The following is a 26577-nucleotide window of genomic DNA, read 5'->3' on the forward strand; positions in this document are numbered from 1 at the left end:
CGGCGTAGGCACCGCCCGCCTTAATCGCGTCCACGACGCCCGGCTCAGCGCCGGGGGCGGCGTGCAGGAGGCGAGCATTCATCTTGCGCGAGCCGTTGGAGGTGAAGGGCGCAACCGTGGCGACCTTGAGGCCCGACTTGCGCGTCCCCTTGCGCAGGCGCAGGAACATGGCACCGCACTCGTCCTCGGGCTCGAGGGCAACCAGCAGCACCTGCCCGGCGCTCTCCAGATCGGAGTACGTGACGTCGAGGCCGGAGCCGGCGACGAAGGAGGCCAGGAAGGAACGCTCTTCCTCGCTGGAAGGACGCGAACGGAAGTCGATCGAGTCGGAACCGACGACGGTACGAGCGAACTTCGACCAGGCCCAGGCGTCCTCGAACGTGAGGCGACCGCCGGGCAGGAAGCCAACGGACGAACCCGCCGACTCCAGGCCCTCGCGGACGCGGTCGAGCGCGTCGGACCAGGAGGTGGGAACCAGCTCGCCATCCTCGCGCACGAGCGGGTAGGTCAGGCGGTCAACCTTGTCCCACTCGAAGGCAAAGCGGTCCTTGTCGGTAATCCACTCTTCGTTGACCTCGGGGTCGTTGCCGCTCATGCGACGCACGACCTCGCCGCGGCGCATGTCCTGGCGGATCGCGCTGCCCGACGCGTCGTGCTCCGTGACCGAGGCCGTGGAAACCAGGTCGAAGGGGCGCGCGCGGAAGCGGTAGGACGCGGCGGTCAGGGCACCGACCGGGCAGATCTGGATGATGTTACCCGAGAAGTAAGACGCGAAGGCGCGACCCGACACGTCGCGCTCGGCGACGGACAACTCGCCCTCGTTGAGCGAACCGACGATCGCGTCCGTGCCGAACGGGGACGACAGGGACGAGGTCGAGGCGTCCTTGGCCAACGGGTCGAAGAAGTCGAGCGTGGTCGTATCGAAGCCGCCGACCTGCTCGCCCATGAAGTAGTGGTGGTCCGTGGGGGCGGTGCCGCCACCTCGGCCCTGCAAGTCCATGAACACGTCGCCCGAAATCTCCTTGCCGAAACGCACGCAGCGCTGGCACAGGATGCAGCGCTCGCGATCCAGCAGGATCTGAGAGGTCAGGCGCAGCGGCTTCTTGAAGGTCCGCTTGGCGTCCGTGAAGCGGGACTTGCCGCGGCCCTCCGTCAGCGCCTGGTTCTGCAGGGGGCACTCGCCGCCCTTGTCACAGACCGGGCAGTCCAGCGGGTGGTTGATGAGCAGGAACTCCATAACGCCACGCTGGGCGCGGTCCACCACCTCGGAGGTGTGCTGGGTCTTGACGACCATGCCCGGGGTGACGGTCTGCGCACACGAGGGCTGGGGCTTGGGCATGAAGCGCAGCTGACCCGTGTTGCGGTCGGGCATGCCAACCTCGACCAGGCACTGGCGGCACGCGGCCACGGGAGCCAGCAGCGGGTGGTCACAGAAACGCGGGATCCGGATGCCGGCCTGCTCGGCCGCGCGGATCACGAGCGTGCCCTGGGGGACAGAAACCTGAACGTCGTCGATGGTGACGTCAATCATGTTGGGCGCGTCGCTCATCGGCCACCTCCTCGCGCGTAGTTAGCGGACGCCTCGTAGGGGAAAAGCTCGCGGGCGGGCGTGGTGAGGCCAGCCTCGAACTCGTCGCGGAAGCGCTTGATACCCGACATGATCGGGGTTGCTGCGGCGTCGCCGAGCGGGCAGAAGCTACGGCCCGCGATGTTGTGTGCGATCTCGTCGAGCAGGTCGACGTCGCCGGGGCGACCTTCGCCTCGCTCGAGACGCAGCATGATTTGCTTCATCCAGTAGGTGCCTTCGCGGCAGGGCGTGCACTTACCGCAGGACTCGTGCTGGTAGAACTCGGACCAGCGGGTGATGACGCGGACGACCGAGACGGTCTCGTCGAACACCTGCAGGGCACGCGTGCCCAGCATCGAACCGGCAGCACCCACGGACTCGTAGTCGAGGGGCGTATCCAGCTCGTCTTCGGTGAAGATCGGCGTGGAGGAACCACCGGGGGTCCAGAACTTCAGCGTGTGGCCGTCGCGGATGCCGCCCGCCATCTCGATGAGCTGACGCATCGTGATACCGAAGGGGGCCTCGAACTGGCCGGGGTTGTTCACGTGACCCGACACGGAGAAGATGCCGTGGCCCTTGGACTTTTCGGTGCCCATGGACGCGTACCACTCGGGAGAGTTGCGGAAGATACCCGCCACCTGGGAGATAGTCTCCACGTTGTTGACAACCGTGGGACGGGCGTACAGGCCGGCCACCGCGGGGAACGGGGGCTTGAGGCGCGGGTGGCCTCGGCGCCCCTCGAGGGAGTCCAGCAGGGCCGTCTCCTCACCGCAGATGTAGGCACCGGCACCCGCGTGTGCGGTGATGCGCAGGTCGCCGAGCACGCCGGCTTCGGTCGCCTCGCGCACAGCCTCCAGCAGGCGGCGGTACACGTGGGTGACCTCGCCGCGCAGGTAGACGAACGCGTGGTCGCAGCCGATCGCGCGCGACGTGATCGCGATTCCCTCAATGAGAACGTGCGGGTTGCCCATGATGAGCGGGATGTCCTTGCAGGTGCCCGGCTCGGACTCGTCGGCGTTCACCACGAGGTAGCGGGGACCGCCGTCGGCCGGGGGCAGGAAGGACCACTTGAGGCCGGACGGGAAGCCTGCGCCGCCACGGCCTCGTAGACCGGAGTCCTTGACGGCCTGAATGATCTCGGCGGGCTCCATCGTGCGGGCCTTTTCGAGGCCCTGGTAGCCACCGCGGCCCCGGTAGGAGTCCAGCGTCCAGGAACGCTCCTCTCCCCACCCATTGGTAAGGATCGGGGTCAGCGGCCCGGGCGTCACGTATGCGGTGCTCACTTCGCCTTCACTCCCTTCTTATTCGAGGCCTTCGTGGATGCCTTCGTGGCCTTCGTGGGGGCCTGGTCGGCGGCCTTGTCAGCCACCGGTTCGGTCCAGCCGTTCTTCGCGGCGATCTCGCGGCCCAGCAGGGTCGCGGGGCCAGCGGAGGGGCCTTCGTTCTCGTGCCCATCCAGGAAGCCAGCCAGGACGCGCTCGTTCTCCTTGAACGTGGGGGCGACGATGGGGCCGCGCGTCGGGTGGATGTCGCGGCCAGCCTGGATGTCCTCGATCATCTCCAGGGCCGACTCGGGACTCTGGTTGTCGAAGAATTCCCAGTTGACCATGACGACAGGCGCGTAGTCGCACGCCGCGTTGCACTCGATACGCTCGAGCGTGATCTTTCCGTCTTCGCTGGTCTCGTCGCTGCCGACGCCGACCTTCTCGGAGACCTTTTCCCAGATCTCGTCGCCGCCCATGACGGCGCACAGCGCGTTCGTGCACACGCCCACCAGGTAGTCGCCGGTGGGGTGACGCTTGTACTGCGTGTAAAAGGTCGCGACGGCACTAATCTCTGCGCGGGGCAGGTCCAGCGTGGCGGCGATAAAGTCGATGCCGTTCGGGCTGACGTAGCCGTCGACGGACTGGATCAGGTGCAGCATCGGCAGCAGCGCGGAGCGCGAGTGACCGTCCGGGTAGCGGGCGATGATCTGCGCGGCATCCGCCTGCAGGCGTGCCAGGGTGTCGGGTGTGTAGCTCATCGGTCAACGCCTCCGAGAACGGGGTCGATAGCGGCCAGGGCGACGACCACGTCGGCCAGCTGGCCGCCTTCGGTCATCATGGCCAGCGCTTGCAGGTTGGCGAAGGAGGGGTCGCGGAAGTGCGCGCGGAACGGGCGCGTGCCACCGTCGGAGACGAGGTGGACGCCCAGGATGCCCTTCGCGTGCTCGACGGTCTGGTAGACCTGGCCGGCGGGCACGTGGAAGCCCTCCGTGACGAGCTTGAAGTGGTGGATGAGAGACTCCATGGACTCCCCCATGATCTCGCGGACGTGCTCGAAGGAGTTGCCCTGGCCGTCCGTGGCGACAGCCAGGCGCGCGGGCCAGGCGATTTCGGGATCGGCGACCATGGTGGGCGCGCCCTCGCACTGGTCGAGCTTGTCGAGCACCTGCCAGATGATGCGCATCGACTCATAGCACTCGTCGAAGCGAACCATCGTGCGGTTGTAGACGTCGGACTTGTCGCGGGTGGGGATATCGAACTCGAAGTTCTCGTAGCCGCAGTAGGGCTGGCTCTTGCGCAGGTCCAGAGGCAGGCCAGCGGCGCGCACGCCTGGGCCGGTCGAGCCGAGGGCCATGAGGCCGCTCAGTGGCATGACGGCCACGTCGCACAGACGCTTCTTGAAAATCGGGTTCTCGACCAGGATGTCCTGGAGCTCGCCGATGTCCTTACGGCAGCGGCGTAGACGGTCACGGATGTAGTCCGTGGTGCCCTCACCGATGTCCTGCACGACGCCGCCGGGGCGGATGTACTCGTGGTTCATGCGCAGGCCCGTGATGCGCTCGAAGATGCGCAGGATCTCCTCACGGCCACGGAAACCGATCGTCATGATCGTCGTGGCACCCATTTCGTTACCGGTCGAGCCGATGGCGACCAGGTGCGAGGCGATCCGGCACAGCTCCATCATGAGGATGCGGATGAGGGACGCGCGCTCGGGGATGTCCTCTTCGATGCCGAGGAGCTTCTCGACGCCGAGGCAGTAGGCGGCCTCCTGGAAGAAGGGAGCCACGTAGTCCATACGCGTGCAGTACGCGACGCCCTGGGTCCATGTGCGGTACTCCATGTTCTTCTCGATGCCGGTGTGCAGGTAGCCGGTGTCGATGCGGGTCTCGCGGACCTTTTCGCCGTCAAGCTCGAGGATGAGGCGCAGAACGCCGTGGGTCGCGGGGTGGACCGGGCCGAGGTTGACGACGATGCGCTCGGAAGTGATGGCCTCGATCTCGTGCAGGACGTCGTCCCAGTCGCCGCCCTGGGTCAGGACCTCGGGGATGTCCTCGAGGGGCAGGTCGGTCGCGCCGGCGGGCGCGTGGAAAGCGGTGGTCATCAGTTCACACTCCTACGAACATCGGCGGAAGCGTTGACGGCACCCTTGAATTCGACGGGGATGCCGCCCAGCGGGTAGTCCTTGCGCTGGGGGTGTCCGACCCAGTCGTCGGGCATCGCGGTGCGCGTGAGCGAGGGGTGCCCGGTGAAGACGATGCCGATGAGGTCCCAGGTTTCGCGCTCCTGCCAGTCGTTTCCGGGGTAGACGGAGACGATGGAGGGGATGCGGGGGTCCTCGTCGGGGCACGTGACCTCGAGGCGGATCATGCGGTTGTACGTGATCGAGTACAGGGGGTAGATGGCGTGCAGCTCGCGCCCCTTGTCGAGGGGGTAGTGCGCGCCGTTAGTCCCCAGGCACAGCTCGAAGCGCAGGTCGGCGTCGTCGCGCAGGTACTTGGCGACGCGCGCGATGTGCTCGCGGGCGATGAAGATGCCGAGCTGGCCGCGGTCAATGGTGACCTTTTCGATGACGTCGGAGACCTTCAGACCGTCGGCGGAGATGAGCTCTTCGAGGACGTCAACGACCTGGTCGAACCAGCCGCCGTAGGGGCGGGAGGCCTCGCCGGGCAGGAAGGAATCGGTCACGAGGCCGGCGAAGCCGGAGGTGGAGGAGTCGGTGCCCGCGCCGAAGAGGCCCTTGCGGTGTGCGATGGGCTCGGGGAGGGCGAAACCGCGCTGGGACGAGGCCTGGGCGACCTCGGCGGGCGCATTTTCCTCGGGGGTGGAAAGGTCGCTCATGCGAGGAGTCCCTTCATCTGGTGGGTGGGGGTCGCCTCGAGGGCGGCCTGCTCGGCGCGGCGCGCGATCTCGCGGCGGTGCACGCCGAGGGGTTCCTTGCCGATCTGCTCACGCAGGACGAGGACCGCGTGGATGAGGGCCTCGGGGCGGGGCGGGCATCCGGGCAGGTAAACGTCGACGGGGACGATGTGGTCGCAGCCCTGGACGACGGCGTAGTTGTTGAAGACGCCGCCGGAGGACGCGCATGCACCCATGGAGATGACCCACTTGGGTTCGGGCATCGAGTCGTAGACGCGGCGGATGACGGGGGCCATCTTGTGCGAGACACGGCCCGACACGATCATCATGTCGGAGTGACGCGGCGAGGCGCGGAAGACCTCGAGGCCGAAGCGCGCCATGTCGAAACGGGGGGTACCGGCGGCCATCATCTCGATGGCGCAGCACGCCAGGCCCATGGTGACGGGCCACTGGCTGTACTTGCGTGCGAGTCCGAGGACTTTTTCGACGCTGGTCAGCGCGATGCCCGCGGGCAGGGATTCTTCAAGTCCCACTTGTCTATCCTTTACTTCTCTTTTAGTAGTCCAGGCCGCCGCGTCGCCATTCGTAGGCGTAGGGGACGCAGAGGGTGACCAGGAAGCTCATCATGACGACCAGTCCGAACAGGCCCAGCTGGTTGAAGCTGACGGCCCACGGGTACATGAACACAACTTCAATGTCGAAGATGATGAAGGTCATCGCGACCAGGTAGTAGCGCACCGGGAAGCGGCCCTCGGTGAGGTGAGCGCTGGTCGGCTGGATACCGCACTCGTAGTTGTCGGCCTTGGTCGTGGACTTTTTGGTGGGGCCCAGGATCGCGGAGGCGACCAGGCCTCCGAAGGCTAGGACGAGGGCGGCTGCGGACATGATGAGCAGCGGCACGTAGGGATTCGTCATCGTTCCTCCCGGTTATGGGTGGTGGTGGTCATGCGGGGCGCACCACCTTGGTCAGCATGGTGATGAGTTGGTCGTCGAAGTCGCCCCCGCTCCTCTCGTACCCGTCCGACAGGAGTTTGTGGACGAGCGTCATGAGGCGCGGAATGGGCAGCCCGACGTTCGTGCAGGTGCGCATGATCGTCGGGTTTTCGATGAGCGCGACGAAGATGCGGCCGAGCTGGTAGTAGCCGCCGTATTCGTCGCGAAGCATGTGGGGGTATTCGCTCATGGCGCGGTCGATGCCCGCGCGGTGGGAGCGGGACAAAGCCTGCGCGATGCACGAGGCCGCGTAGCGTCCGGCTTTCATGGCGGGGGCGATGCCTTCGCCGTTGTAGGGGGAGACCATGCCGCCGGCGTCGCCGACGAGGACGAGGCCCTGGACGTAGTGAGGCTTGCGGTTGAAGCTCATGGGCAGGGCGGCGGAGCGCAGCTGGCCGATTTGGTTCTCGGGGGTGAAGCCCCATTCCTCGGGAAGGTTCGCGGTCCAGGTCTTAAAGACCTCGCGGTAGGGCAGGTTAGTGGCACCGGCGCGCGAGGCGACCGAACCGAGGCCGACGTTCACGATGCCGTCGCCCATGGGGAAAATCCAGCCGTAGCCGGGCAAAAGGTCGGAGGCTCCCGGAGTGCCGCTCCACAGTTCGAGGTGGGATTCCATCCATTCCTCGTCGCCGCGGGGGCTGCGGAAGTAGGCGCGCGCGGCCACGCCCATGGGGCGGTTCATCTTCTTTTCGAGGCCGAGGCTGGTGGCCAGTCGCGCGGCCACTCCCCCAGCGTCGACGGTGATGGAGGCGCGTACCTCGAAGGTTGCGGCGCTCTTGCCACGGCCAGCCTTTGCGGTCACGCCCACGACGCGACCGGAGCCGTCCTGGATGGCTCCCGTGACGGTCACGCCTTCGTAGAGGCGCGCCCCGGCCTCGACGGCGCGCTTGGCGAGCGCCTGGTCGAGGTCCATGCGGGCTCGGGTCATGCCGTATCCGGGCAGGGACTTCTGGTCCGGCCAGTCCATGTGGACGGTATGGCCGCCACCGATGACGGTCAGGCCGCGGTTTCGCATCCAGCCGGTGGTGTCCACGCCCATCGCGATGAGTTCGTGGACGGCGGCGGGGGTGAGTCCGTCGCCGCAGATCTTGTCACGCGGGAACGTGCTTTTCTCAAGAAGGACGACGTCAAGGCCAGCTCTGGCCAGGTGATAGGCGGTGGAGGACCCGCCCGGGCCCGCGCCGACGACGACAACGTCAGCGCTCATGTCGCTAGGCATGGTGGATGCCACGGCATTCCTCCGTAACGTGGGCGCGCGGGTGCAGCCGCGCAAGTGTGCAAGGCGGACGAAGTGTGCACATCACTTCATTCCGCCAGTCAGACTAGCTAGGTCACCCTCACCTCGCCGAGCACGCGACTTTTCCGCACGTTTTCAGTCGCCGAGGCCGAGGAAGGCCACGCTCACACCTGTCATTTGCGCAACGCTTCCTTGTCGTAATTGACACTTTCTGCCACACCATAGTGAACGCTCTCGGGCGCGCCAGCCCCACCGCGCCGTCACCCCACGTTGCGGCCATCATGGGGGGCACTCGCCCCCGCCCACGACAAAGGCCGGGATCCCCGCAAAGGGACCCCGGCCTCGTCAATGACAAACTACGGCAGCGGCTTGACCGCGCGGTGCATGCAGGCGATGCCGCCGGTCAGGTTGCGGTATTCGACCTCGTCCCAGCCGTTCGCGGCGACCATGCGCGCGATTTCTTCCTGCGCGGGCCACTGGCGGATCGACTCGACCAGGTAGTCGTACGCGCCATCATTCGTAGACGCCAGGCGCGCCATCGTCGGCATGACAGTCTTCTGGTAGACGCTATACAGGCCGCGGAACGCGCGCGACGGCGGGGTCGAGAACTCCAGGATCACGAGTCGGCCGCGCGGGCGCACGACGCGCGCCATCTCGCGCAGTGCCAGGGCCGGATCCGGGATGTTGCGCAGGCCCCACGAGATCGTGACCGCGTCGAAAGAGCCGTCCTCGAAGTCCAGGTCCATCGCGTTGCCGTGGACGAACTCGAGTTCGGGGTGACGCTCGCGACCGACCTCGATCATGCCTTCGGACAGGTCGCAGGCGACGACCTCGGCGCCACCCTGTGCAAGCGCAGCGGCCGACGCACCGGTGCCGGCCGCCAGGTCCAAGATGCGCTCGCCGGGGTGCGGGGCGACCGCCTTGCGCAGGGCAGTCATCCAGACGTGATTCAAACCGCCCGTCATCAACGTGTCCATCATGTCGTAACGCGTGGCGACGGAGTCGAACATCGAGGCAATCTCTTCGGGGACCTTGGTCAGGTCCGCGCGGGGGGCTTCTGTCATGCGTTAATCCTCCCACGTCTTTCAGCACGCCGCCGCCCCTGCTCCTACCATGGACCCATGCATGACGACTGTGGCTGCTCACGCCTCGCTTTTCGGGCGTTCGTCCTGCCCCCGCAGCACCCGGGGTCTACTTGCTCACTGACATCTCTGCTTCCCGCGTCGGGTGGGGCGGCCTGGCTCGGCGAGCGCCGCTCCATGATCGGCCTCGGTCGCGCACTCACGCTCGAGTCCGCGACCCCCGACGCCATCGCCCGGGTGCGCCGCGCGTGGGAGGCCGCCCCGGCCTCGTCCCCTGTGCCTGGCCCTTCCCCGGTCCTCTTCGCGTCCTTCGCGTTCCGCTCCCCTGCCCGCTCGGTGGCTTTTGTGCCCGCGCTGACTCTCATCGACGAGGCCGGGGCGCGCTGGGCGATCACCGCCGGGATTGGGGATGCGCCCGATCCGCTGGCGGCGGTTGATGCTGCCCTCTCCTGCGCTAGGCCTGCCGCCCGCGTACCCGATTCCCTGACGTTTGGTCAGGGGTCGATGTCGCGGACCCAGTGGCGTGATTCGGTCCAGGCGATGGCCGCACGGCTGCGCGAGGGAGCGGCCGATAAGGCCGTCATGGCGCGCGACATGACGATTCGGTGCTCGCGCGGCTTCGATGAGCGTTTCCTTCTCGAGCGCCTGACCGACCTGTATCCCTCGACGTGGCGTTTCTGCGTTGATTCGCTGGTGGGGGCGTCGCCGGAGATGCTGATTGCCGCTTCGCATGGGACCGCGTCGTCGCGCGTCCTGGCGGGTACGTGCAAACCCGGCGAGGGCACGATGCTCGCCTCCAGCCCGAAGGATCTGCGCGAACACGAACTGGCCTCGGAATCCGTGTCATCAATTCTGACGTCTCTGTGTTCCGATGTGCGTGCGCAGGGTCCCTTCCTGCTCACCCTGCCCAACGTCGTGCACCTGGCGACGGACGTTCACGCGCGATTGGGATCGGCGCACCTGCTGGACCTGGTGGCCGCCCTGCATCCGACGGCGGCCGTGTGCGGGACGCCGCGGGCGGCGGCGATGCGCCTCATCGAGGAGCTGGAGGACACCGAGCGTGGCCGCTACTCCGGGCCAGTGGGCTGGGTCGACACGGCCGGCAACGGCGAGTTCGCTATCGCGCTGCGCTGCGGACTCGCGTCTGGGACGAGGCTTCGCCTCTTCGCGGGGGCCGGCATCATGCCGGACTCGGACCCCGACCTGGAACTCGCCGAGACCGAGGCAAAGATGCGCCCGCTCCTGGACGCCCTCGGGGTGTGAGCGCTCATTCTGGAGCCAGAGGATTCACCCCCGCCAGGAGGATTCAACCCGATCTGAAGGGATTAAACCTTCGCTGATCGGCTGCAACACCCCATCGGTCACACGCTCACCCGTGGCCGCGGTGCATCGGCGCACAGCCCACCATCACGGCCTCGCGCACAGCCCCTCCCACCATGCGCTTCAGTCCCCTTGACACGCACGCAAGCCCGCTCTTCGGAGCCTGGGTCCCCTCTTCCGCACGTGGGCCTGTTATTCCGAACCTGGGCAACCCCGCCCACGTACAGGACAGACGGCCCACATGCGGGACAGAGGGTTCACGTGCGGGACACGTTGGCCCCCAAGCCGTTGTCACACGCGGCCAATCCGTCACGGTTCATGGGAGAGCCACACACAGGCCGCGATACTTCAGTATTCACATAAACGAGGCACACACGACCAGCTAAAACACAAGTTTTTCCGCACCATTACACCGGAAACTCAACACTCACGCCACGCCTCGTGTCCTATAACCCAACATCCCCGCCACGCGCAAAGGCCCGCCGCCCCACGAGGGGACGGCGGGCCTCGTCGATGAGCGTCAGGACCCCTGGATCGTGACCGACACGTCCCGGGTCGCCCCGTCGCGAGCGATCGTCAGGTTGATGGTGTCGCCCGCCCGGTAGCGGCGCACGTAGCCGATGAGCTGCTTGGGGCTGGTGACTTCCTGGCCTTCAACCTTGAGGATGACGTCGCCGGAGCGCAGCCCGGCAGCGGCGGCACCGGAGCCGGAGGAAACCTCCTGAACCTGCGCGCCGACGTAAGTGTCGGAGCCGACGGTGACGGTTGCGGCCTTGACGGTGACGCCGAGCATCCCGTGGGAGGCAGAACCGGTCGTGATCAGCTGGTCGGCGATGGAGACGACCAGGTCGGAGGGGATCGCGAAGCCCAGGCCAATCGACCCTGCCTGGCCGTCGGCGGAGGTGGCCAGCGACTTGATCGAGGAGTTAATGCCGATGACCGCGCCGGTCGCGTCGAACAGCGGGCCGCCCGAGTTACCAGGGTTGATGGAAGCGTCGATCTGGATGGCGTTGGTGACGACCAGGTCGGAGGACGCCTGCGCCTGGTCCTGCGAGGTGGAATCCTCGTCCATGGAGACCTCGACGGGGCGGTTGAGCGCCGAAACGATGCCGGTCGTGACCGTGTTCGACAGGCCCAGCGGCGCACCGATCGCCATGACGGGCGCGCCGACCTGCAGGCTTTGCGACGAGGCGAAACGCGCGACCGTCAGGTTCGACGGCGGGTTCTCCAGGCGGATGACCGCCAGGTCGGTGGTCTTGTCGTGGCCGACGATGCCCGCACCGTAGAGGCGTCCGTCCGCCAGGGTGACCTGGATCTGCCCGCCGTTGATCGCGGGCGAGATCACGTGGTAGTTGGTGACGATGTCACCCTGCGCGTCGTAGATGACGCCGGAGCCGGTGCCGCCTGATGAGGCGTTCTGGCTCTGGATGGTGACGACTGCCGGCGAAACCGCCGAGGCGACGGCCGTCCAGTCGGTGGCATCGCTCGACGCGGGCACGGTCGCGACGGTGCCGTTGTTGAGGTTCTGCGGCGTGGTGACGCGCAGCAGCTCGGGGCGCATGTAGAGCATCGCGCCCAGCGTCAGAACGATTGTCAGGAGCATCGCGCCGAGCAGGGCGACCCAGCCTGGACCCTTCTTTTTGACGACGACGACCGGTGCGGGGGCCGAGGCCGGGGCCGGGTATCCCGTGACCGGCTGGCCCGTGGGCGCGCCGTAGGTGCCGCCCGGTGCCGTGGTGCCTTGCGCGTGCGGCTGCGTGTCGGTGGGAGCTGCGGCTGGGGGCGTGACGGGGGCTGAGGCTACCTGAGGCGCAGCCGAGTCCTGGGTTACCGCCCCATCCTGGGGTGCCGACGCCGCCTGCTGCATAGCCGATTCCTGGGGCGCGGGAATTGGGGTGTGAGGAGTGTTAGCCGTGCGCATCTCCTGCGTGACGTCCGCGCCGGTCGGCGCTGGAATTGGCGTGGCGGCGCGCGTCTCCTGCGCGGCACGTTGGGCGGCGGTGCCGCCGACGGTGGGCAGGTCGGTGTCAGGTGCGGACGAGGCCGGACGCTGCGGGTAGCTGGGGGCGGCACTGGCCGCCTGATCGGCCTGTTCATCGGGTCTGGGAATACGAGGCTCAGTCATGGTTTCCTCTGGTGTCAGTTCATTAGTTACTCACCAGTATGAGCCGTTTCCTCAAACGAGTACTGGAAGCCCCCTGTGAGTTTCCTGAATAGTGGACACGCGCGCGGGGAATTCGCGCGGCCGGGATCAGAACTCGGCCTCGCACAGGGCGTTGCGCGCCTGCGCGTACAGGTGCGCCGCGCGTTCGATGGGCACGTGGATGAGGCGCGGCCCCGTTACCGGGGCACGAAGGATTGAGGCGAGTTCGCTCGGAGCGTACGCCCGCGCGAATCTGATGCCGTAGGCGGCCGCGAGCGCCTCGTAGTTGACGGCTTGGGCGACGCCGAACCAGCGGTCGTAGGCCTGTGGGGTGGTGGCGCGGCCGTGTTCGAGGGTGGCGAAGATGCCGCCGCCCTCGTCGTCGGCGACGATGATGTCGAGGTCGGCTCCCGTCGCTGCGGCGAGCGCCAGCGAGGATGCATCGTGGCTCAGGGTCAGGTCGCCCATGACCGCTGTGACGCGCGACGCTTGGTTCGGGCCTGCGTCCTTCCCGCATCGAGCGGAGCGGGGGGCCGAGGCCTCGTCGCGGTGAGCGTAGACCCCAAGACTGAGCGCGATGCCGACGGCGGTGGCGATGGTGCCGTCGATGCCGGCTTGTCCGCGGTTGGAGTAGACGTGACGCCCGTTCAGGGAGGCGACGGCCAGGTCGAAGGCACGCACGGGGTTGGAGGCACCGAGCACGAGGGGGCCGACCGTGGCCGCAGCGACGGCCCGTGCCAGGTCGAGCATGCTGCGCCCGGACCCGCCGGCCAGAAGGGCGTCGATGCGAGAGGCGGCTTCGTCGACGGCGGAGCGCACGCGCGCGGCCCACGAGGATTCACAGGACGGGACGCGGGGTGCAGCCAGCGCGGGCACGACGATGGAGGCGTTGCCGGAGATGTCGACCCACGGGGTGCCGGCGTCGACGACGATGACGCGCACGTCGGGACGGGCGAGCAGCGCGTGGATGGGCCGCGAGAGGGTGGGTCGCCCGGTGACGACGACGGTGTCAACTTCTCGTCCCAGAGGCGACGATACGATGGCCTGCTCGAAGGGGGTCACTTCCCCGCCCGCCCACGCGCCGGACGCGGGTTCCGCCAGGAGCGGGAAGCCTGAGGTCAGCGACCACTGCGCGGCCCGCGGCGAGGCACCTTCACCGGCGACGATGAGGCCTGCGCGCGCCTCGCCTACGACGTCCTCCCAGCGCGCGGGCGCGAGGCTGGCGGGGAGTACCCGGGTGGGGCGAGGAACGAACGAGGCCGGGGCCTCGTCTGCGGGATCGGGCGCGGATCCGCCGTCAGACTCCGCGCCAACGCGGACCCCCTGTGGCGTGAGCGGATCCCTGAATGCGACGTTGATCTGGACGGGTCCAGGCGTTCCGGTAGGCGCGCCGAGGGCGGCGGCGAGGGCGCGCGAGAGCTGCCCAACGAGGGAGCGCGAGGGTTCTTGCGGTTCCAGGTCGATGCTGGCGCGGGCGTGGACGCCGAAGAGTCCTGCTTGCGCGGTGGCTTGCGAAGCGCCGACGCCGCGCAGCTCGCCGGGCCGGTCGGCGCTCAGGACGAGGAGGGGGAGGCGCGCGTGGGAGGCCTCGAGGACGGCGGGGGTCAGTTCAGCGACGGCGGTGCCGGAGGTGACGATGATGGCGGGCAGGGCACCGGTGCGCGCGAGGCCCACGGCAGCGAAGCCGGCGCTGCGCTCATCGAGGACGGGACGCGCGTCGCCCCCGAACGCCCCTGCTTCGAGGGCGTAGGCGAAGGGCGCGCTGCGCGAGCCAGGGCAGTACAGGACGTGCGTGAGGCCCAGGTCTTCCAGAGTGGACAGGATCGCGCGGGCGGTATCGACGGCGGGCATGCGCCCAGCCTACCGGGAGACCTCTTCCAGGTGCTCGGCCATGCCTTCGAGGCGCATCCCCCACCGGCTGACCAGGTCGGAGTCCTCGGGGCCTCGCCCGATGAGGTTCAGGTCCGGCGCGAGGCGTCCGACGGGCAGTCGGCCTCGTTCGGGCACGAGGGGGGTGGTGACGTCTCCGACGAGCAACGAGGCCGTGGCAAGACCGGCGGCTCGGGGGACGCCGGGAACGGCGGCGGCAGCTGCGACGCCGATGGACAGGCCCACGGAGGTTTCGAGCGCGGAGGAGACGACGACGCCGAGGCCGCACTTGCGGGCGACCCGCAGGGCGGAGCGGACGCCGCCGAGGGGCGCGACTTTGATGATGACGACGTCGGCGGCTTCCTTGCGAGCCACCTCGAGGGGGTCCTCGGCGCGGCGGATGGATTCGTCGGCGGCGATGGGCACGTCCACGCTGCGACGTACCTCGGCCAGCTCGTCGACGGTCAGGCAGGGCTGCTCGACGTATTCGATGGGGACGACGCCGGCAGCGTCCGTCATCGCGGGGATGGCGGCGCGCGCGTCGTCAACTTCCCAGGCTCCGTTGGCGTCGAGGCGGATCATAGCCTGCCCGCCGACGGTTTCACGCAGCGCGTCGGCGACGGCGGCGATGCGCGCGCAGTCGCGCGACACGCTCACACCGGGTTCAGCGACCTTGATTTTCGCGGTCGCGCAGCCGCCGGACGCTTTGACGCGCTCGTAGGCCTCTTCGGGCGAGATGACGGGGATCGTCACGTTGACGGGTACGTACTTACGACGAGGCACGGGCGGGAAACGGCGCGCGGATTCGAGGGCGGCACCCAGCCAACGCGCAGATTCGGCGTCGTCGTAGTTCCAGAAGGGGGCGGCTTCGCCCCACCCGGCATGACCATGGAGGAGGAGCCCCTCGCGGCGAGTCACCCCGCGGAAGCGCGTGGTCATCGCTACCTTGTACACGAGAATGTCGTCGACGCCTTCGAGGGCGTAGCGCGTCTGGCGGCTCATCGTACGCATGGGGATGCGCATGAGCGTGGCATACGGCGATGCATTCATCGGACCACTCCTTACATATCGGTAATATTGTCACCCATGATGCCCCCCAAGCTCAACCGCTTCACAGTAGCAGTTGTCAGACATTTCGCGCTAACTATCTGAAAATGACAGACTCTCAAGGATTGCCAAACGCCTGGCAAATAAGGATATCTCACACATCACACACGAACTGACTAGTAACAAGCGACTCAACACCCCCACCCCACCCCTCATTCCATGCGGTTAGCTTGCCACCGGGAACGACACGCAGCCGCGCAAGCGACCTACCCGGTTGGACACGCCCTCTTTCCCCAGCCGCCGCGGGACGCGGCCCGGTGCCGGAAGCCCGCCCCGGCCTCGTCCATTAAAATCCGACATATGAGCGCTCTCCCCTTCGTCTCCGACACCTTCGACCCGACGCGCTGGCGCCAGGTCGAGGGCTTCGACTTTTCCGACATCACCTACCACCGCGGTATTTCGCGCGGCCCCGAGGCGGACGGTCGCCCCGAGGGCGCGGATATGCCGGTCGTACGCATCGCCTTCGACCGCCCTGACATCCGTAACGCTTTTCGTCCCGGCACGGTCGACGAGTTGTACCGCGCGCTCGACCATGCGCGCCAGACCTCCTCGGTCGCGGCTGTCATCCTGACCGGCAACGGCCCCTCGGCGCGCGACGGCGGGTACTCGTTCTGCTCCGGCGGCGACCAGAGGGTCCGAGGCCGTGACGGGTACCGCTACGAGGTCGAGGGCGCGGACCCCGAGGCGGCCACCGCCCAGCGGCGCGAGCAGATCGACCCGGCGCGCGCCGGGCGCCTGCACATCCTGGAGGTCCAGCGACTCATCCGCACGATGCCCAAGGTCGTCATCGCGGCCGTTCCCGGCTGGGCTGCGGGCGGCGGTCACTCCCTCAACGTCGTGGCGGACCTGTCGGTGGCCTCCATCGAGCACGCGGCCTTCATGCAGACGGACGCGAACGTGGGGTCTTTTGACGCCGGCTACGGCTCCGCACTGCTGGCCCGCCAGGCCGGGGACAAGCGTGCGCGCGAGATCTTCTTCCTGGCCGAGCGCTACGACGCGCAGACGGCCGAGCGGTGGGGCGTCATCAACCGCGCGGTCCCCCACGCCCAGCTCGAGGACACCGCCCTCGAATGGGCGGCGATCATCGCGACGAAGTCCCCGCAGGCCATCCGCATGCTCAAGTTCGCCTTCAACCTCGCCGACGACGGCCTTGCAGGCCAGCAGGTGTTCGCGGGTGAGGCCACGCGCATGGCGTACATGACGGCCGAAGCCCAGGAGGGTCGCGACGCCTTCCTCGAGCACCGCGCCCCTCGCTGGGAGGACTACCCGTACTACTACTGAGAGCGGTTCCTGTACAGAAACTCCGCGACTCACAGGCCCGGGATCTCTTCGATCCTGGGCCTCCACCTCAGGCGAGGTAGACGCGCGCCTCCCATTCTCCGAGGCTCTCGGGGACTCCCCGCTCGGCCTCGGGCAGGTCGCGGTTGGCAAGGAGCAGCTCGCCGCCCACGCCGCGCGCGGCTTCTCCGAGGGATGCGGGCTGCGAGGAAAGGTTGACCAAGATCGTGGCCACGGCCTCGTCGAGAGTGCGCCGATAGGCGAAGACCGCGGGCGAGGGGGTCGCAATTCTCTCGAAGGTCCCGGAGGCGATCACGGGCAGGCCGTGGCGGATATCCGCGAGCGCACGGTAGTAGGCGTAGACGGAGGACGGGTCACCCACCTGGGTGGCGGCGTTGATCTCCGTGTAGTTCGGGGTGACGCCGATCCACGGGGTGCCGTCGGTGAAGCCCGCGTCCGGCCCCGCGTCCCATTGGACGGGGGTGCGTGCGTTGTCGCGGCCGGTGGCGCGCATCCCGGCCAGGACGTCCTCGGGGCTCTCCCCCGCCGCCACGGCGTCGTGGTAGTAGCGTAGCGCCTCGACATCACGGAAATCGTCGAGGCCATGGAACACCCCGTTGGTCATACCGAGCTCCTCGCCCTGGTAGACGTAGGGGGTGCCACGCAGCATGTGCAGCGCCGTGGCCAAGGCGGTTGCCGACTCATAGCGGTACGCTTCGTCGCCGAAGCGGCTGACGGCGCGCGGCTGGTCGTGATTGTCCAGGTAGAGGCTGTTCCAGCCGATCTCGCCCTGCGCCTCCTGCCACTGGGTGAGGCAGTCGGCGAGTTCACCGGGGCGCAGCGGGCGCGGGTGGAACTTCCCCGCTTCGAGGCCGAGGTCGACATGGTCGAACTGGAACACCATGTCAAGTTCGCGGCGGGCCGGATCCGTGAAGAGCAGGACGTTGTCGCGGCGCACGCCGGGGCACTCCCCGACCGTCATGGTGCCGCTGCGCCCATCGAAGACCTCACGTCGCATCTCGGCGAGGTATTCGTGCAAATGCGGGCCTTCGGAGAAGTGCGGGAAACCCTCGCCCCACGCGCGCCCGGGGTAGACGACGCCGTCAGGCAGGCCCGGGTCCTTCGAGATCAGGTTAATGACGTCCATGCGGAAGCCGTCAACGCCGCGGTCGAGCCACCAGTTCATCATGCGATAGACGGCGGCGCGCACCTCGGGGTTCTCCCAGTTCAAGTCGGGCTGCTTCTTGTGGAACAAGTGCAGGTAGTACTGACCCGTAGCCTCGTCCCAGGTCCAGGCCGAGCCAGAGAAGAAGGACCCCCAATTATTGGGCTGCGCCCCGGCCTCGCCGCCCACGCACCCGGGGCGAGGGTCGCGCCAGATGTACCAGTCACGCTTCGGGTTATCCCGCGAGGAGCGCGACTCCACGAACCACGGGTGTTCGTCGGAGGAGTGGTTAACAACCAGGTCCATAACGAGGCGCATCCCCCGCTCGTGGACCCCCTCCAGGAGGCGGTCGAAGTCCGACAGCGTGCCGAACATGGGGTCGATGTCGTAGTAGTCGGCGATATCGTAGCCATTATCCGCCTGCGGGGACGCGTAGATCGGCGAGAGCCACAGAACGTCCACACCCAGAGCCTTCAGGTAGTCGAGCTTGGAGCGGATCCCCTCAAGGTCACCGAAGCCGTCGCCGTCAGAGTCTTTGAAGGAGCGCGGGTAGATCTGGTAGACGACCGCGCCCTTCCACCACTCGTCGGGGCCGAGGCCGTTGCCCGTCGCGCTCACCGCATCGTCTCGGAAAAACATGGAACACCTGCCATACGTTGAGGGGCGCTCAGCGCCCGTGCTGTTACGCGCAGACTACCGCGTGTGCGACTGCCGCGCAGGCGCGTTGCGTCCACATAAAAGTCGCACGTAATTCTCCCCGGCCGGTTTTCAGCACCGCCCACAAGCACTGCAATTCCAACGGCCTAGTTTCGAAGCCTGAACTAGTTATCGAGGAATTACACGCAACATTATTGGGGAACCGCACCAGCGCCTCCGCCACCCGGGCAGCCCGCCCAGAACAGAAAGCACCACAGAACCCGGAGAGCACAACTGCGATGCCCCAACAGGAAGACCCAGCCCCGACGAAACGATACGGATAGGAAACAAGCAGGCGGATAGGTTAACACCGTCACGGATAGGAAAATAGCCTATCCGCATGCTCACAACCTATCCACGAAGCCACAACCTATCCACGAAGCCATCCCCTAGCCCCACCAGGCCAGACACCCCTACACAGAGACGCCGCACAGCCCCCGCACAACCCGCACAGCCCGCACAACCCGCACAACCCGCACAGCCCGCACAGCCCGCATAGCCCGCATAGCCCGCACAGCCCGACAAAGCAGCGAGCGGGCCGGAACCATAGGGTTCCGGCCCGCTGCGAGATGCTCAGTGGCGATCAGTAGTGCACGACCACCGTGTCGCCCATGTCGGTCCAGTCGTAGATGAACTTGGCAGCGTCGACGGGCATGTTGACGCAACCGTGGGAGCCGCCGTACCCGCTCCATCCGAAGGAGGAGCGCCAAGGGGCACCGTGCATCGCGTAGGAGCCGGTGAAGTAGGTGACCCACGGGACGCCTTCGGTCTCGTACTTGGTGCCGTCGGCGTTCTCGCCGCGCATGGTCTGCACGTCGTACTTGAGGTAGACATGGAAGGTGCCAGTGACGGTCGGGGTATCGGGCGCGCCGGGGACCATGTAGAAGGGTCCGCCAGCGACCTTGCCGCCGACGTACGGGGTGACGGTGGCATCGGTGAGATTGATGTCGACCCACTTTTCGCCTTCAGCGGCCTGGTAAACCAGGTTTTCGGTACCTTCGGCGACCTGCTTGGTTTCAGAGCCGGGCTCGATGTCGTCGTAGTGGAACAGCCCCTCGTAGGAGGTGCCGTTGGTCATGGCCTTGACGACGCCCTTGGTGATCTCTTCGGTGTTGTTAGTCTTGAGGCCCTTCTTGCCTTCGCGGGCGGTGGTCAGCACGTTGCCGGAGGAGTCGACGTTCTCGACGCGGTTCTCGGCCTTGACGTCGGTTTTTGCAGCCAGGGCATTGACCCAGTCAGCGACCTTGACGGTGCTGATGGAGGGTTCGTCGAGGGAGCCGTCATCCTTGGTGAGGAATTCGACCCAGTGCACCTTGTCGGAGCGCTCGGCGACGAACAGGTCGATGCCGTCGGAGATTTCGATCGAGGTGTCGAGCAGGTCGTTGCCTTTTTGGGCGGCCTGCTGCGCATCGGCGGTGGTGACGCTGGGCTCCATCTGTGAAACGGTGACGTTCTGCGACACGGAGGCGAGGGTGGCGCCGGCCTGCTTGACGGCGGCGGCGACCTCATCGCGGGCGATACCGTTGCCGTTTTGCGCGGGCGTGACGGTGAAGGATTCCTCATCGGGAGCGATGATGACCTGGGCGTCTTTCATTTCCGAGGTCAGGGTGGAATTCACGGTCGCGGTGAGCTTCTTGATGGAGTCCTCGCTGACAGTGGTCACGGGTTCCAGGGCGCGGCGGGAGAAGAGGGCACCGATGAAGGACGGTAAGGAGGTCGAGTCTTTCATGGCCTCGTTGGCGGTTGCTTCAGCATCGACGGAGATCCCGGCTTCGTTGAGCGAGACCGTGGTGGTCTTTCCTTCGACGGTGAGAGACACCTTGGCGGCGTCGGCTCGGGCGGTGACCGCGGAGATGACCTGGTCGCGGCTCATGCCTTCGACGGAGATCCCGGCAACGGTGGTGCCGGGCAGGACGCGACCGGAGTAGTTGGCCGCGTATACGATGATGGCGCAGACGACAAGGAGGACGAGGGCGCTTGCTGCGCCGATCGCCCATCTGGTTTTGGTGGAAAGATTTTTGAGCATCGGTGTTCATCCTAACGCCTCGCGCACCCTTGTGGTAGCAGACTGTTGAATTTTCAGTTGCGCAGTATGCCACATGAAAATAACCGGAATATCAAGAAATTGTTTACTAAACGTGATGATTGCCGCGAAGCGGCCTGCCACCAGCAACAACGCAAACGCTTATCCTTGTAATATCTGCGCTCGCTGTCGATCTTGGGAGGCACATCATGACTGCGCCGCGAATTCTTGTCGTCCCCGGCGGGACTGCGATTAGCGCCGTCGCCCTGGCTAACGCGTCGATTCATAAGCTGGTCGAGCTCTACGAGGAGCGCCAGGCCGATCCGAACCACCCCGCGCCGCACACCGTTGTCTTCTTGCGCGACCCCGCCCTGGTTCCTCCCGCCACGCTGCGCGGGTCTGCGGCGACGCCTGAGCAGGCGTTCCCCGAGGAGGACTACCCCGGCCTCGCCAATCAGATCAAGAACGATCCGCATTTCTTCGATGGCGTGGACCTGGTCATTTCGACGTCGGGGTCCAGTGCGGGTAAGCCGCGCCTGGTTGGCCTATCGATGGATGCGCTCATGGCCTCGGTGAAGGCGACTGAGCTGGCGTTGGGCGGCCCGGGACGCTGGATTCTGGCGCTGCCGACGCATCACATTGCCGGCGCGATGATTCTCTTGCGCGCGGCCGTCGCGGAGACGAACCCGCAGGTCGTAGATACGACGAACGGCTTTGACCCGCGTGACCTCCTCCCCGCTATCAGAGGTGTCACGCAGGATGAGATGCCGGGTTACCTGTCGCTGGTGCCCACGCAGCTCGTCCAGTGCCTCGACGCAGGCGAGGAAGTTGTGGACGCGATGCGGTCCCTGTCAGCGGTCCTCGTGGGCGGCGCGGCGATCAGCCAGCATCTGCTGGAGCGCGCCTTGAATGCGGGACTGAAGGTGCGCATCACCTACGGCATGACGGAGACGTCGGGCGGCTGCGTGTACGACGGCGAGCCGATGCCCGGCATGACGGTGCGCGCGGTCGATTGGGATGGCCGTACCCGCCTGGCATTCAACGGTCCGACGCTGATGACGCGCTACTTGGACGCGGAGAGCCCATTCTTCGAGGAGGGCGGTCACCGTTGGCTGATTTCGGGCGATATGGGCGTCATTCGGGCGTCGGGTAAGGTCGAGGTGAACGGGCGCGCGGACGACGTGATCACATCGGGCGGCCTGTCGATCGCGCCGGGTCCTCTGCGTCGCGCGGTCCGCTCCTACGAGGGGATTTCGGACGCGTGGATCATGGGCACCCCGGATGAGAAGTGGGGTCAGATCGTGACGGCTCTGGTCGTTCCGAATCAGATGCCGACTGATTCTTTGGAGATGGCCGAACTCGGTGCGGCGGTGCGCGAGCACGCCGCCGCTCGTATTGGGCGCGCGCAGGCACCGCGCCGCGTGGTCGCGGTGACGGAGCTGCCGTACCTGGGCTTCGACAAGATTGACCGCGGTGCCGCTATGGCGACTGCGAACGCCGCAACAGCCACTGAGAGGAACTGGGTGCGCTAACCCGACCTGGCCCGACCCGGCCCGACCTAACCCTCCTGGCCCGTCCGACGGGCGGGCGCTGGCTCCAACTACACTGGTGGCTATGGCTACCGTGACGGATTGGATTGAAGGCGCTCGCCTGCGCACCCTGCCCGCTGCCGCTGCACCCGTGATTGTCGGGTCGGCGGCCGCGCATCATCTGGGCGGGTTTGACGCGGTGCGGGCTTCCTTGGCGCTCGTGGTGGCGTTGGCACTGCAGGTGGGTGTCAATTACGCGAATGATTATTCGGATGGGATTCGCGGCACGGATGACAATCGTAAGGGTCCGGCGCGTCTGACGGGTGGCGGCCTCGCTACGCCGAAGACGGTGCTGGCTGCGGCGCTGGGCTGCTTCGCGCTGGCCGGCGTTGCGGGCCTTGCACTGGTGGCTCTGTCGGGCACGTGGTGGCTGATCGTGGCGGGCGCGGCGGCTGTCGTGGCCGCGTGGTTCTACACGGGCGGCAAGCACCCGTACGCCTACATGGGCATTGGCCTGTCCGAGCTGATGGTCTTCGTGTTCTTCGGCCTGCTCGCGTGCGTGGGCACGGCTTGGACACAGGTGCAGGTGGCCCCGTGGTGGCTGTGGATGTGTGCGTCGGCGCTGGGTTTGCTGTCGGTGGCGCTGCTCATGGCGAATAACATTCGTGATATTCCGACGGATCGCGAGTCAGGCAAGATGACGGCCGCCGTGCGCCTGGGTGACCGGGCGTCGCGCTGGGTGTTCGCGGCCTGCGCGTGGGTGCCGGTGGGAATGATCGTGGCGCTCGGCGTTGCCCTGGGCATGCATCCGCTGGCGACGTGCGCGCTGGGCGTGGGCACGGCGGCCCCGGCGGTCGGGGTGAGCCTGCCGGTGCTGACCGGCGCGTCGGGCCGGGCGCTCATCGTCGTGTTGCGCAACACGGGCTTCTTCACGCTGGCGTGGGCGGTTCTCGCCGGGTTGGCGCTGGTTCTGTCCTAGAGGGAAAGACGAGGCCGGGGCGCGTTGACGCGGACCGGCGCGGCTACGCTAAACACTTTCACGAGGCCGGGGTAGCCACGCGGGGGCCGACGCGGCTCAGCGTCCCCTGCGGTAGAGGGCCTCGTGTGCCCAGTCGCCGAGGATGCCGATGGCTGCGGCTCCGACGCAAACGACGGCGATGGATTCGAAGGAGCCGGAGGCCAGCCAGGGGGTGAACACGCCGATGCCGATGGCGGCGCTGCCCTGCATGGCCAGGTCGTTCATGGCGACGGCGCGGCCGTTCTGGCCGGGGGCGACGGTGGCGAAGACGGTGTCGTAGATGGGGGTGAAGAGTGCGCCGAAGCCGGCGTAGATGAGGCACATGGCGGCGGTGATGACCCACGGGCCGGAACTCATGAAGAGGGCGAGCAGCGCGGTTCCGGACAGGATGAGGCTGACGCAGCCGCGCACGGTGGCGCCGCGCCCGATGCGGGCCATGACGGCCCCGGAACTCATGGCGGCGGTCAGGGCGACGCAGTAGGCGGGCAGGAGGCGCACGGAGACCTGCGCGGGGGTGAGTCCGTAGTGGGCGGCGCCGATGCCGTTCATGAGGGGGGCGACCGTGAAGTTCATGCAGTAGATGATGACGATGAGGCTGACGGAGCGCGCCCAGGGCACGTTGGTGAAGAAGGAGCGGGTGATGAAGGGGGCGCGGGCGCGGCCGATGTAGCGCCAGAAGATAACGCCGCCGAGGATGAGCCCACCGATGAGCCACCAGCGGGGGTTGGAGGCCGCCAGGGTGAGGAGGAGAGCCAGGGAGGAGAAGATGGCGAGGCCGACGACGTCGACGCGTCCGGTGTGGGCGCGGGCGGGCACGCGGCGTCCCATGATGGGCAGGACGGCGAGGCCGCCGAGGGGGATGAGCAGTAGGATCGCCCAGTTGATGTCGGCGAGGAGGCCGCCCGACAGCATGCCGATGGCGGTTCCGCCTTGGAAGGCGGCGCACATGAGGCCGACGTAGAGGCTGCGGCGTTTGGGGTCGGCGATGCCGGTGGCCAGGATCATGTAGGCGGAGGCGGAGGCCTGGTAGCCCAGGGTCTGGAGCGCGCGGGCGATGATGATGCCGGTCAGGGAGGAGGAGAAGGCAAAGCCGAGCAGCGATCCGGCGACGATGAGTGCGACGCCGACGTCGACGATGCGGCGCAGCGGGACGAAGTCGCCGAGGGTGCCGTACAGGAAGCAGGCGACGCCCAGGACGATGCCGGGAATCGCGGTGATGAGGCCGGAGGAGTCGCCGGCACCGATATCGGCGGCGACTCGCAGGTAGACCAGGTTGAAGCCTTGGAGGGAGACGGTGCCGAGCGCGTAGATGCCGAGGAGGGGCAGGAGGACGCGCGCGGGGTGGTCCATCCCGACCGCGTCGGGTGTGGTGGTGCGCGTGGGGGACGAGGCCGTGGCCCCTTCCCGGATCACCTGGGAGGGGATGGTGGTGACGCGGCAGGATGGGGCTGCCGGGCGTGTCGAAACGAGGTATCGGAAATTGCGCACGGCGGATAGTTCACCATAAAGCGTCACTTTAGTAGTATCGCAGGAAACTGGCATACGACTTAAGCATCACTTAATCGTTGAAATAATGCCGAAATTGCCCCGAGGTGCTTTTAAATACCGACTGTGACGTGGCACAATAGAGCATCCGTCACATAGGAGATGTCATGGCACGCGTCATTGTTGTCGGTTCCATTAACCAAGACATTACGGTCACCGTTGACCGTTTCCCCTCCCCCGGCGAGACCTTGTCGGGTTCCTCCCTCACCTACGGCCTGGGCGGAAAGGGAGCAAATCAGGCGGCGGCTGCCGCGCACTCAGGAGCAGAGACGCTCTTCGTCGGCGCAGTCGGCACGGACTTGTCGGGCCAGCGCCTGCGCGCTGACCTGGCTGCCCACGGCGTGGACGTCACGCACGTGCGCGAGGTCGACGGGCCCACGGGAACAGCGCTCATCACTGTCGCGACCTCCGGCGAGAACACGATCATCGTGGACGCGGGCGCGAACCGCGCGGTGACAATCGAACCCGCCAAGGCCTCGTTATTCCCGGCCCCCTCCGACATCGTGGTCCTGCAGGCCGAGGTCCCCTCCCACACGAACACCGAGGTCCTCGCGTGGGCGCACTCCTTCGGCGCGCGCGTCCTGCTCAACCTTGCACCCGCGCGCGACACGGATCCGGCAGCGATGTCGCACATCGACATCCTTGTCGTCAACGAGACCGAGGCCGGGCTGACCCTGGGCCTGCCCGCTCCCGCGACGCCGACAGAGGCGATTGGGGTGGCACGCGCGCTACGCGGCATGGGGCCGCGCCACGTCGTCGTCACGCTGGGGGCGCAGGGGGCGGCGTGGGCGTCGGGCACCGAGGTGGGTCACTGTCCCGCTGTCAACCTCGGCGAGGCCGTGGACACCACGGGCGCGGGCGACGCGTGCGTGGGTGCGCTGGCGGCGGCCCTGGCGCTCGGCAAGCCCTTCGTCGATGCCGTGTCGGACGGCATGCGGGCGGGAGCCACAGCGATCCTGTCGCCGGGAGCTGCGTCCTCCTACGGGGCGCTGCCGACGGTCACGCGCGACTGAGCGGAGGCGGATTGCCCCGGGAGTGAACGGGGCGGCGTGGGCCAGCGCACGCCCCTAGACTAGGGGCATGGTCAGAATCCTCTTCTTCGTCGCGATGATCGCGCTCACCATTTACGCGGCTGCGGACTGGCATCGCACGCCCGAAGACGAGATGCCCGGCAAGCTCCCCAAGGCGATCTGGCTGCTCATCATCCTCTTCACAGCGACGATCGCCGCGATTGGCCCGATCGTGTGGCTGGCGCTGCGATGGGTATCCCGCGCGGAAAAGAAGCAGACACGTGCGCCCAAGGCCCCTCAGCGTCCCACCGCTCCGGACGACGATCCCGAGTTCCTGTTCCGCCTCGAACGCGACATTCAGCGTAAGCGCCACGAGGAGGAACGCCGCAAACGCGAGCAGGGCAAGGACGGCGACGGCACGGAGAACGAGGCTTCCTAAGACTCGACCTCACATGCAGTAAGGCGTATGGGACGCGTCGTGTTGGCGCGACACGCCACCCCGCACCATGCACCTGACTCCCCTTGATACGCACGCGGGCCTCCTCATCCGCACGTGAACCCGCTATTCCGAGCCTGGGCAACCCCGCCCACGTGCGGAACAGCGGGTTAACATGCGGAACAGGGGGTTTACGTGCGGAACAGGGGGCACAGCCGTACACCAGACCCGCTACATCACACGCGAACCCGCTATTCCGAACCCGGGCCTCCTCATCCGCACGTGGACCCGCTATTCCGAGCCTGGGCAACACCGCCCACATGCGGAACAGCGGGTTAACATGCGGAACAGAGGGTCTACGCGCGGAACAGGGGGCACAGCCGTACACCAGACCCGCTACATCACACGCGAACCCGCTATTCCAAGCCTGGGCCTCCT

21 protein-coding genes are annotated in these 26577 nt (G+C 67.1%); 6 read left to right on the forward strand and 15 right to left on the reverse strand.

Annotation, left to right across the window (positions count from 1 at the left end; all coding sequences use genetic code 11):
* The 9 genes from HMPREF1136_RS05415 to HMPREF1136_RS05455 all read right to left on the reverse strand — a co-directional run.
* Nucleotides 1–1549 (reverse strand): 2Fe-2S iron-sulfur cluster-binding protein (locus tag HMPREF1136_RS05415; RefSeq protein ID WP_009648354.1); only part of this gene is annotated, 1549 nt, incomplete at its 3' end.
* Nucleotides 1546–2850: an NADH-quinone oxidoreductase subunit NuoF gene (gene nuoF / locus HMPREF1136_RS05420; RefSeq protein ID WP_009648328.1), complete on the reverse strand. Its 1305-nt coding sequence runs from the start codon at nucleotides 2848–2850 to the stop codon at nucleotides 1546–1548. The genes nuoF and HMPREF1136_RS05415, both read right to left, overlap by 4 nt.
* Nucleotides 2847–3590 carry an NADH-quinone oxidoreductase subunit NuoE gene (gene nuoE / locus HMPREF1136_RS05425; protein ID WP_009648353.1) on the reverse strand — a complete coding sequence of 248 codons (744 nt, stop codon included), beginning with the start codon at nucleotides 3588–3590 and terminating at the stop codon, nucleotides 2847–2849. The genes nuoF and nuoE overlap by 4 nt, the downstream gene beginning before the upstream one ends.
* Nucleotides 3587–4933 (reverse strand): NADH-quinone oxidoreductase subunit D, encoded by a 1347-nt coding sequence (locus HMPREF1136_RS05430; RefSeq protein WP_009648352.1) that lies wholly within the window; start codon nucleotides 4931–4933, stop codon nucleotides 3587–3589. The genes nuoE and HMPREF1136_RS05430 overlap by 4 nt, the downstream gene beginning before the upstream one ends.
* The gene (locus HMPREF1136_RS05435; RefSeq protein ID WP_009648331.1) at nucleotides 4933–5670 is read right to left on the reverse strand and encodes an NADH-quinone oxidoreductase subunit C; all 738 of its coding nucleotides are present in this window, start codon (nucleotides 5668–5670) and stop codon (nucleotides 4933–4935) included. Before HMPREF1136_RS05435 ends, HMPREF1136_RS05430 begins: the two co-directional genes overlap by 1 nt.
* Nucleotides 5667–6221: an NADH-quinone oxidoreductase subunit B gene (locus tag HMPREF1136_RS05440; RefSeq protein WP_009648365.1), complete on the reverse strand. Its 555-nt coding sequence runs from the start codon at nucleotides 6219–6221 to the stop codon at nucleotides 5667–5669. Before HMPREF1136_RS05440 ends, HMPREF1136_RS05435 begins: the two co-directional genes overlap by 4 nt.
* 22 nt (nucleotides 6222–6243) lie before the next feature.
* Nucleotides 6244–6603, reverse strand: coding sequence for an NADH-quinone oxidoreductase subunit A (locus tag HMPREF1136_RS05445; RefSeq protein WP_009055563.1), 360 nt, complete (start codon nucleotides 6601–6603; stop codon nucleotides 6244–6246).
* A 28-nt stretch (nucleotides 6604–6631) separates the two neighbouring features.
* On the reverse strand, nucleotides 6632–7900 hold the full coding sequence (locus tag HMPREF1136_RS05450) for a geranylgeranyl reductase family protein (RefSeq protein ID WP_198002820.1): 1269 nt from the start codon (nucleotides 7898–7900) through the stop codon (nucleotides 6632–6634).
* Between the two features lie 374 nt (nucleotides 7901–8274).
* Entirely contained in the window at nucleotides 8275–8982 is a 708-nt protein-coding gene (locus HMPREF1136_RS05455) for a ubiquinone/menaquinone biosynthesis methyltransferase (RefSeq protein WP_009648361.1), read from the reverse strand.
* 195 nt (nucleotides 8983–9177) lie between these two features.
* On the opposite strand from HMPREF1136_RS05455, the gene HMPREF1136_RS05460 reads away from it, so the two are divergent.
* Nucleotides 9178–10263 (forward strand): isochorismate synthase, encoded by a 1086-nt coding sequence (locus tag HMPREF1136_RS05460; protein WP_009648337.1) that lies wholly within the window; start codon nucleotides 9178–9180, stop codon nucleotides 10261–10263.
* 577 nt (nucleotides 10264–10840) lie between these two features.
* Here the strand turns inward: HMPREF1136_RS05460 and HMPREF1136_RS05465 are convergent.
* The 3 genes from HMPREF1136_RS05465 to HMPREF1136_RS05475 all read right to left on the reverse strand — a co-directional run bounded on the left by HMPREF1136_RS05465 (nucleotide 10841) and on the right by HMPREF1136_RS05475 (nucleotide 15382).
* Nucleotides 10841–12445 (reverse strand): S1C family serine protease, encoded by a 1605-nt coding sequence (locus HMPREF1136_RS05465; RefSeq protein ID WP_009648359.1) that lies wholly within the window; start codon nucleotides 12443–12445, stop codon nucleotides 10841–10843.
* Between the two features lie 126 nt (nucleotides 12446–12571).
* On the reverse strand, nucleotides 12572–14314 hold the full coding sequence (menD, locus tag HMPREF1136_RS05470; protein ID WP_009648344.1) for a 2-succinyl-5-enolpyruvyl-6-hydroxy-3-cyclohexene-1-carboxylic-acid synthase: 1743 nt from the start codon (nucleotides 14312–14314) through the stop codon (nucleotides 12572–12574).
* A 9-nt stretch (nucleotides 14315–14323) separates the two neighbouring features.
* Nucleotides 14324–15382 (reverse strand): o-succinylbenzoate synthase, encoded by a 1059-nt coding sequence (locus HMPREF1136_RS05475; protein WP_009648351.1) that lies wholly within the window; start codon nucleotides 15380–15382, stop codon nucleotides 14324–14326.
* Between the two features lie 357 nt (nucleotides 15383–15739).
* On the opposite strand from HMPREF1136_RS05475, the gene HMPREF1136_RS05480 reads away from it, so the two are divergent.
* Nucleotides 15740–16720: a 1,4-dihydroxy-2-naphthoyl-CoA synthase gene (locus tag HMPREF1136_RS05480; RefSeq protein ID WP_009648340.1), complete on the forward strand. Its 981-nt coding sequence runs from the start codon at nucleotides 15740–15742 to the stop codon at nucleotides 16718–16720.
* Nucleotides 16721–16787: 67 nt separating this feature from the next.
* On the opposite strand, the gene HMPREF1136_RS05485 is transcribed toward HMPREF1136_RS05480, so the two are convergent.
* Both HMPREF1136_RS05485 and HMPREF1136_RS05490 read right to left on the reverse strand, forming a co-directional pair.
* Nucleotides 16788–18521: an alpha-glucosidase gene (locus HMPREF1136_RS05485; protein WP_009648341.1), complete on the reverse strand. Its 1734-nt coding sequence runs from the start codon at nucleotides 18519–18521 to the stop codon at nucleotides 16788–16790.
* A gap of 640 nt (nucleotides 18522–19161) precedes the next feature.
* The gene (locus HMPREF1136_RS05490; RefSeq protein ID WP_009648335.1) at nucleotides 19162–20604 is read right to left on the reverse strand and encodes a L,D-transpeptidase family protein; all 1443 of its coding nucleotides are present in this window, start codon (nucleotides 20602–20604) and stop codon (nucleotides 19162–19164) included.
* Nucleotides 20605–20810: 206 nt separating this feature from the next.
* Between HMPREF1136_RS05490 and HMPREF1136_RS05495 the strand changes: the two genes are divergently transcribed.
* Both HMPREF1136_RS05495 and HMPREF1136_RS05500 read left to right on the forward strand, forming a co-directional pair.
* Nucleotides 20811–22133 carry an AMP-binding protein gene (locus HMPREF1136_RS05495; RefSeq protein WP_009648347.1) on the forward strand — a complete coding sequence of 441 codons (1323 nt, stop codon included), beginning with the start codon at nucleotides 20811–20813 and terminating at the stop codon, nucleotides 22131–22133.
* 82 nt (nucleotides 22134–22215) lie between these two features.
* The gene (locus tag HMPREF1136_RS05500; protein ID WP_009648355.1) at nucleotides 22216–23109 is read left to right on the forward strand and encodes a 1,4-dihydroxy-2-naphthoate polyprenyltransferase; all 894 of its coding nucleotides are present in this window, start codon (nucleotides 22216–22218) and stop codon (nucleotides 23107–23109) included.
* A gap of 96 nt (nucleotides 23110–23205) precedes the next feature.
* On the opposite strand, the gene HMPREF1136_RS05505 is transcribed toward HMPREF1136_RS05500, so the two are convergent.
* Entirely contained in the window at nucleotides 23206–24690 is a 1485-nt protein-coding gene (locus HMPREF1136_RS05505; RefSeq protein WP_442852133.1) for an MFS transporter, read from the reverse strand.
* A 110-nt stretch (nucleotides 24691–24800) separates the two neighbouring features.
* On the opposite strand from HMPREF1136_RS05505, the gene HMPREF1136_RS05510 reads away from it, so the two are divergent.
* A complete protein-coding gene (locus tag HMPREF1136_RS05510) occupies nucleotides 24801–25706 on the forward strand; it encodes a ribokinase (RefSeq protein ID WP_009648350.1) in 906 nt (301 codons plus the stop codon).
* A gap of 67 nt (nucleotides 25707–25773) precedes the next feature.
* On the forward strand, nucleotides 25774–26142 hold the full coding sequence (locus tag HMPREF1136_RS05515) for a phospholipase (RefSeq protein WP_009648336.1): 369 nt from the start codon (nucleotides 25774–25776) through the stop codon (nucleotides 26140–26142).
* The last annotated feature ends 435 nt before the right edge of the window (nucleotides 26143–26577 follow it).

Origin of the sequence: Actinomyces sp. ICM47 (assembly GCF_000278725.1) — a bacterium.
GTDB lineage: Bacteria > Actinomycetota > Actinomycetes > Actinomycetales > Actinomycetaceae > Pauljensenia.